General features: G+C 62.6%; 3 protein-coding genes. All 3 read right to left on the reverse strand.

Features of this window, described 5'->3' with window-relative positions:
- On the reverse strand, positions 1 to 486 hold a 486-nt coding region (locus tag ACH2EI_RS04980; RefSeq protein ID WP_395159314.1), incomplete at its 3' end, for a citrate/2-methylcitrate synthase.
- Positions 487 to 506: 20 nt separating this feature from the next.
- Complete coding sequence (locus tag ACH2EI_RS04985) at positions 507 to 1586, reverse strand: integrase core domain-containing protein (RefSeq protein WP_395159316.1); 1080 nt, start codon at positions 1584 to 1586, stop codon at positions 507 to 509.
- Positions 1583 to 1909 (reverse strand): hypothetical protein, encoded by a 327-nt coding sequence (locus tag ACH2EI_RS04990; RefSeq protein WP_395159318.1) that lies wholly within the window; start codon positions 1907 to 1909, stop codon positions 1583 to 1585. The genes ACH2EI_RS04985 and ACH2EI_RS04990 overlap by 4 nt, the downstream gene beginning before the upstream one ends.
- Positions 1910 to 1994 lie beyond the last annotated feature (85 nt).

Raw genomic sequence — 1994 nt, forward strand, 5'->3', positions numbered from 1 at the left:
ATATGCCCGCTCTGCCTCGCCGGTGTAGATCTGACGCGGCCGGCTGATCTTCGAGTTTTGTTCGAGCGACTCTTGCCAGTGCGCGAGCCACCCAGGCATACGACCGATCGTGAACAGTACGGTGAACATGTTGAGGGGGAAATTCATTGCCTGGTAGATGAGGCCGGTGTAGAAGTCGACGTTGGGATACAGGTTGCGGCTCTTGAAGTAGTCGTCGGCGAGTGCGATCTCTTCGAGCTTGAGGGCAACGTCGAGCAGCGGGCTCTTGCCGGTGATTGCGAAGACCCGGTCGGCGTGGCTCTTGACGATTGCGGCTCGCGGGTCGTACGCCTTGTAGACGCGATGTCCAAAGCCCCACAGGAGTTCTTCGCCGCGCTTGACCGACTCGACGAAGGGCTCGACATTTTCGAGCGTGCCGATACGGCCGAGCATGTGGATGACTGCTTCGTTCGCTCCGCCGTGGCGGGTGACGTGTGTCTGACTCAATGTCGCAGTTGCGGGATGTTTCAGTCCGCATGCGAGGGCCCGGGGTTGGGTTGGTTGTTGCGATGATACGCCACTCGCTGGTCACGTGCTCGTGAGAGTCCGTCACGACGCTCTTGGCGGACTCGGTTGCCGTCGCCGCGGTGTTCTTGGTCGGGCGTGACGTAGCCGATGCCCTGATGCAGCCGAACGGTGTTCCAACGGTCGCGGAGCGCATCGAGTTCTCGGCGCATGATGACGATGTCGTCGATCGTGTCGAGGTGCGGGTTCTCTCCTTTGAGGTGCCCGAAGAACGACTCGATCTGTGCTTGATCGGTGGGCGTGCCGGGCCGCCCGTAGTGGGTCGCGAGCCAGCACAACGCCATGAACTCACGTGTCGATCCCGACGTCATCTGGGGACCGTTATCCGACATCACCAACAGCACCGGGAGGCGATCATCGTCGGGGTCGAGCGACATCGACTCACCGCTCGCAGCGAGTTCCTCGATCCGATCCAGCAGCCCTTCGTCGCGCAACGCGCGGGTGAACACGGCTTGGACCTGGGTGGAGGTTTCGTCGTGGGACGTGATCTCGCCAAGCCATTTCTTGGACACCACATCGTTGATTGCGGTCGTCGCAGCGTCCAGGCTCGACCAGTGGGTCGTGTCGTAGATCCAGATCCTGTTCGGGACCTGCTCGATCCATTCCGGGATCGGCCGTTTCTCTGACTTCGTGGTCCGCCTTGGCGGATGAAAGACCAGGTCACGGCGTGTCAGGACCCGCCGGACCGTGGAGGGGTCGCACCAAAACCTGTTGAGCCACGAACCCCGATGCGCGAGCTTGCGATGCGACCGATCCGTGGTCGACCATTCGTGGAACACCGCCACGATCTCGGCTTCCTCGCCCGGTGTGACCCCATGCACCGGCCGGCCGCCCGACGCCCGGTCGGCCAAACCCGCTCCGGATCGTTGCCGGTTGCGCCAACGCTCGAGACGCCGCCGCGACAACTCCAAATAGCGACACGATGCTGCAGTCGACCAGCCCGCAGCCTCGGCGCCCTCGACCAGCTCGACAAGTGCGGTCTTGGTGGCCTCGTCGAGTCGGGCGGGGACGCGGCCACTCATCCCCAAGGCTCTTTTCCCTCAGCAAGCGTCAACTTCACCGCCATCTCCGCCAACGCCATCCGGAGCCTGTCGACCTCGACCTTCGCGTCATCGAGTTCATGATCACGACTCGGACCACGCCGGCCCGGCCGAGACGATGCCAACGCCTCGAGCGCGCCCTTCTGCGCGACGTCTTTCAGCTTCGAGATCGTGGCACGATCGACCCGATTCTTGTCGGCTGCGTCGCCGACAGTGATCTCGCCGCGCACCAGCTGCATCCAGATCTCGAACTTCTCTTGCGGTGCCAGGAACCGCCTCTTCTTACGTCCAGGTTGAGTACTCACACGTGCCTCCTCAGGCTCGATCGAGGACCCTCACATGCTGACTGAAACTCGACGCGAACTGCGACACGAAGTCAGACGCAACACA

Origin of the sequence: Ilumatobacter sp. (assembly GCF_041688325.1) — a bacterium.
In the GTDB taxonomy this organism is placed as follows: Bacteria; Actinomycetota; Acidimicrobiia; order Acidimicrobiales; family Ilumatobacteraceae; genus Ilumatobacter_A.

Bases quoted from the DNA above. Each gene is read 5' to 3' on its own strand.
- ACH2EI_RS04985 (WP_395159316.1), bottom strand. From the start codon at position 1,586: ATGAGTGGCCGCGTCCCCGCCCGACTCGACGAGGCCACCAAGACCGCA.